Genomic DNA, 4,832 nt, shown 5'->3' with positions numbered 1-4,832 from the left:
GAATCCACCGCCAGCAGGTCCCCCGCCCCCCATTCGACCGCCACCGCCACCACCGCCGAAGTGAGCACCTCCTCCTCCACCCCCGCCACCGGCGTGACCACCTCCGCCCCCACCGCGACCGCCACCACCACCCCCACCGCGGCCACTTGCCTCAACCAGCGGAGAACCGATCAGCGACGCTCCGAGCAACACAACGATACTTATTCGAATACGGCGATTCATCACCATGTCCCTCTCGGAGACGAAAACCTGCCCTTCTTGTTTATCACAGTTCAGTCATCCTAACCGTCGCCCGATCCATTCGCAGGGGCTTTTGTGATCCGATCGGCAGATTATGCATTCTTCGGACCACCACGAAGGAACAGGCTTGCGATAGACGCATTGGTGTGACGACCGAATTATTCCGATAACCGTCTGTGAACCTCGAAGTCCCATGATCTCTCTGTTCGTTTTGTAACATTTTCCCGGAAAAACAGGCCTGAAGGGGAATCTCTGGCTGCGGTTTGACGTGATTGTCATCCATCGCACATACTTACAGACGCAAGTAAAGATCCGCGACAATCACGTGACGCCATATTGACGACAGTGTGATGCGATCCTGACATGAAAAGGAATTGGTCGGAATGACTCAGCGAATTTGGAATTTCTCGGCGGGTCCAGCGGTGCTCCCCGAATCTGTGTTGGAAGAAGCACGCGATAACCTGTTGTCATTAGGATCGACAGGGATTGGTATTCTTGAACATTCGCACCGAGGCAAGGCGTTTGTTGCTGTCTACGAAGAGACAGAAGCGCTGGTCCGAAAAGTGGGTGGTGTTCCCGACAATTATCGAGTCCTGTTCCTGCAGGGGGGGGCCTCGACCCAGTTTTTCCAGATCCCGATGAACTTCCTGTCCCAGGATCGCACCGCAGACTACCTCGTCACCGGTTCCTGGTCGGAAAAAGCCGAAGAAGAGGCGCGCCGATTCGGCCAGACCCACATCAGTTGCTCAAGCAGCGACCGGAACTATTCCTACATCCCCGCAACCTGCACGTTCAGCCCGAACCCGGCTTACGCGCACTACACCTCTAACAACACGATCTTCGGCACTCAGTGGCCAGGACTGCCCCCTGTGCCGAAAGAAATCGACCTGATTTGCGACGCCAGCAGCGACATTTTCTCGCGCCCCATCGACGTCGCACGTCACGCGATGATTTACGCGGGGGCTCAGAAGAATCTCGGTCCTTCAGGAGTGACACTCGTCATCATCCGTGATGACCTGATCGAAAAAGGTCCCAAGAACATCCCCACGATGCTTCAGTACCGGACGCACGCCAAGAACGATTCCATGTACAACACGCCCCCCACCTTCGCGATCTACCTGGTGGGCCTGGTGCTGAAGTGGATCGAGCGCGACGGGGGGCTGAGCGGTATTGCGGAACGCAATCAGCGAAAAGCCGCCAAGCTCTATTCATTCCTCGATCAGAGCAAGCTCTTCAAGCCGACGGCCGACGCGAACAGCCGCTCGCTGATGAACGTCACCTTCGTCACGGGTAACGCCGATCTGGATGCCAAAGTCTGTTCGGCAGCCTCGAAAGCAGGCTTCGACGGCTTGAAAGGCCATCGAAGTGTCGGGGGAATGCGCGCCAGCATCTACAACGCTTTCCCGGAAGCGGGTGTCGATGCACTTGTAGAGTTCCTCAAGAACTTTGAAGCAGCGAACCCGTCTGCGTGATTGTGAAAATCGACATCCCACGTGTTGCTCGCATGAGCAGGCGTGGGATGTTCTATTGATAGCGCGAGCGAGAATTTCTGGCCGCAGCAGGCATCGCTGCGGCCCGTAGCGGTCAGCATGAGTACAGGGCAGGGGAATCGTCGGAAAGTTTCGAAAATCGGTCAAATCCGGCAGTAGTAATGCGATAGTCGCACCGCTACAATGCCATTCGGCGCGTGACCACGGGTAGCTGGTCAGTCTTTCAGAATAACGACTCTCGGAGGTTTTGGTTTATGGCCAAAGAAGAGGCCATTGAAGTTGAAGGCGATGTTGTCGAAGCACTGGCAAACACTCAGTTTCGCGTGAAGCTCAAAACCGGCCACATGGTAATGGCACACGTCGCAGGAAAGATGCGTAAGAATTTCATCCGCATCGTGCCAGGAGATCATGTCGTGGTCGAAGTTTCTCCCTACGACCTGAATCGGGGACGGATCGTCTTCCGCGAACGTTAATCGCTGTGACGCAACTGTGATTTCACAGTCAGTGAACGTTACGCATGAATCGTCGCGTCTTGAACATCACAGTGCCGCCGCCCACCTGAGTCCTCCATCCAGCATCCCATGCCTGCACCTCACCCTGACTCGTCCACTTTACCGTTCGTGCAGGTCTTTACGGACGGAGCGTGCCGGGGAAACCCGGGGCCTGGAGGTTGGGGTTGCATCCTGCGCCACCCTGCATCAGGGGCGGAAAAGGAAATTTCAGGTGGTGTTCCGCTGACGACAAATAATCAGATGGAGCTTCAAGCGGTCATCTCCGGATTGTCCGCCTTGAAATCCCGCTCGAACGTCGAAGTCATTACCGACAGCAGTTACGTGGCCAAAGGCTGCGCGGAATGGCTTCCCGGCTGGAAAAAAAATGGCTGGCGGAGGAAAGAAGGAACCGCCTTGAAGCCCGTCAAAAACGTCGAGCTCTGGCAGCAGTTGGATGCACTGCTCTCGCAACACCGGGTCCGCTTCACGCTCGTCAGGGGCCACATGGGCCACCCCGAGAACGAACGCTGCGACGAACTCGCCGTCGCAGCCGCGATGAAGTTCATGGGCGGATGAAACTCCTCCGACGTCTCGAAAGAGCCACAGTCTCCTACGTGGTCCAAGTCCCGTACTCAACGCGCCCCGTCTGCAATTGACAGACTGGGTTTGCCATGAAGCAAAGCGTGAATGCCACTGTATGACCGTCTTCGGTCATGCAGTGCGCTGTCTGACTTGAATCAACCAGAAAACACTGCTTCTGCGAAGATTCCGAAACAGTGGCAGTGGAAGAATGCCATCTTCCAGACATTGCGGCGACGCCTGTTCATGAATCAAAGCAAGAATGCCACTGTATGACCGTCTTCGGTCATGCAGTGCGCTGCCTGACTCCAAACAACCAGAAAGCACTGCTTCTGCGAAGACTTCGAAGCAGTGGCAGTGGAAGGATGACTCATTTTCCTGCGCTTCTTAAGCCGAATCGATGGTCTCACGGTGAGCGTGCGACCAACGGAGACGCTCTCCGGATTGTTCGGGCCATTGCCACAAAGCTGTGGCCACCGGCAACCCTCTTCTCGATGACTTCTGCAAAACGCATTGAAAGTAGCAATCATTCGCCGTTAACAGAGCGCGACTTATTTCTCTTTGCTTCCCTGGAACCCCGCTTCGATCAGGTTGTTATAACCCTGCTTGAGTGGTCGAACTTCGTAGCCGCGCTCAGCCAGAACCTTCGCCGCCTGCAATGACCGCTTGCCCACCGCGCAGTGAGTGTAGACGATTCGATCCTTCGGCAATTTCTTGAGCTGGTCTTCCGTGACGGTCCCGTTGCGCAGATCGCTCAATGGGAGGAAAACCGCGTCAGAAACGTGCCCCTTGTCCCACTCCGCTTTCTCGCGAACATCGACAAGTACCGCCCTCTGATCGGCGACGTTCTTTTTCACGGTCTCAAGTGAGTCCTTGGAATGCTCCTGTGCATTCGCGGTGGCGAGGCTGAGACAAACAGCAAAACAGACGAGATGCAAACTGATGCGAGACGACACGAAATACTTCCTCCAGATCTGAATTCAAAACAAAATGACTTAACCCGCCCCGGCAACTCCCCGACGATCCGCGAAGCCACCGTCTGGCGACCTCGGGTTTCCTCTTACACAGGCACCGTTTACCGGAGACTTCGCAAGGCGATCGTTTTACCACAGGGTCATTTGGAATGACGAGAGCAATCGCATGTCGGGGCGACGTCGATGGAATGGCTGAGGGCCACAATTCGAACCCGATCATCGCTCGAGTCCGAATCTTCTCAAGGGCGTAAATTGATCTTCACAGCCTCACATTCACGCCATACACTCTTGTCGCATCTTGTCGTTTATTTAAGAGCAGGAGGAATGGAATGGACGGCGGGGAAAATTTGCTGCGGCGGCTGTCGGAAGTGACACCGCGTTCGGTGGACTGGGTTTGGGAGGGATTGATTCCGCGAGGTAAGGTCACCTTGCTGACGGGAGACGCAGGGATTGGGAAAAGCCTGGTCGCCCTGCAAGTCGCGGCGATGGTGACGCGAGGTCGCCGCGTTCCAATTGGTCTGACCGAGAAAGTTCCGACTGCGGCTTTCCAAACGGAACCGCGTGGCGTCATCGTCCTTTCTGCGGAGGATGCCGCTGAGGACACCGTGCTGCCTCGTCTGCTGGCCGCAGGGGGCGACGTCTCGCGCACCTTCGTATTGAGAACGGAGAGTGAATCAAGCAGCGAGAGACAACCCGTCGTTTCTCCAGCACCGCTCCCGATTCCTGCCACGCAGGATGATCACCTCGGACACGAGATCGAAAAAACGGCTGCGGAAGACCCGCCTGCTCCCGATTGCAGGGCGAAGGGGTCACAGGAACAGGACGACGAACGTCTGTTTCGACTGAAACGAGATTTCCAAAAACTTGAGCGTGCCATCGAACAACTGAACTCCCAGGGGGAACAGATCGGACTGGTCGTGATCGATCCGATCGACCGCTTCCTGAGCCCGCAGGACAAAAAACGGGACCGGGCCCACACCGTGACCAAGTTGGTCGATCTGGCGGCACGGTCCGGCGCGGCGATCCTGGTCGTTTCCAGCGCATCGCTCAAAGCAGGG

Annotated in this window: 6 protein-coding genes; 4 read left to right on the top strand and 2 right to left on the bottom strand. The window is 56.3% G+C overall.

The annotated features are described in order from the left end of the window. The coding region (locus VGE80_RS06155; protein ID WP_440592043.1) for a hypothetical protein at positions 1 to 222 on the bottom strand (222 nt) is incomplete at its 3' end. A 401-nt stretch (positions 223 to 623) separates the two neighbouring features. On the opposite strand from VGE80_RS06155, the gene serC reads away from it, so the two are divergent. The 3 genes from serC (at position 624) to rnhA (ending at position 2,797) form a co-directional block, all read left to right on the top strand. Beyond that, entirely contained in the window at positions 624 to 1,712 is a 1,089-nt protein-coding gene (gene serC / locus VGE80_RS06150; RefSeq protein WP_440592042.1) for a 3-phosphoserine/phosphohydroxythreonine transaminase, read from the top strand. A gap of 272 nt (positions 1,713 to 1,984) precedes the next feature. Next, positions 1,985 to 2,203, top strand: a complete 219-nt coding sequence (infA, locus tag VGE80_RS06145) for a translation initiation factor IF-1 (RefSeq protein ID WP_010582529.1) — start codon at positions 1,985 to 1,987, stop codon at positions 2,201 to 2,203. 108 nt (positions 2,204 to 2,311) lie between these two features. After that, positions 2,312 to 2,797, top strand: a complete 486-nt coding sequence (rnhA, locus tag VGE80_RS06140) for a ribonuclease HI (protein WP_373652086.1) — start codon at positions 2,312 to 2,314, stop codon at positions 2,795 to 2,797. Positions 2,798 to 3,351: 554 nt separating this feature from the next. On the opposite strand, the gene VGE80_RS06135 is transcribed toward rnhA, so the two are convergent. Continuing rightward, complete coding sequence (locus VGE80_RS06135; RefSeq protein WP_373652087.1) at positions 3,352 to 3,756, bottom strand: rhodanese-like domain-containing protein; 405 nt, start codon at positions 3,754 to 3,756, stop codon at positions 3,352 to 3,354. Between the two features lie 347 nt (positions 3,757 to 4,103). On the opposite strand from VGE80_RS06135, the gene VGE80_RS06130 reads away from it, so the two are divergent. Further along, a partial coding sequence (locus tag VGE80_RS06130; protein ID WP_440592041.1) for an ATP-binding protein occupies positions 4,104 to 4,832 on the top strand: 729 nt, incomplete at its 3' end.

It is taken from the genome of Schlesneria sp., from assembly GCF_036405755.1.
Classification (GTDB): Bacteria; Planctomycetota; Planctomycetia; order Planctomycetales; family Planctomycetaceae; genus Schlesneria; species Schlesneria sphaerica.
The sequence above is the reverse complement of the archived record's forward strand: the minus strand, read 5'-3'. Positions and strand labels throughout refer to the sequence as shown.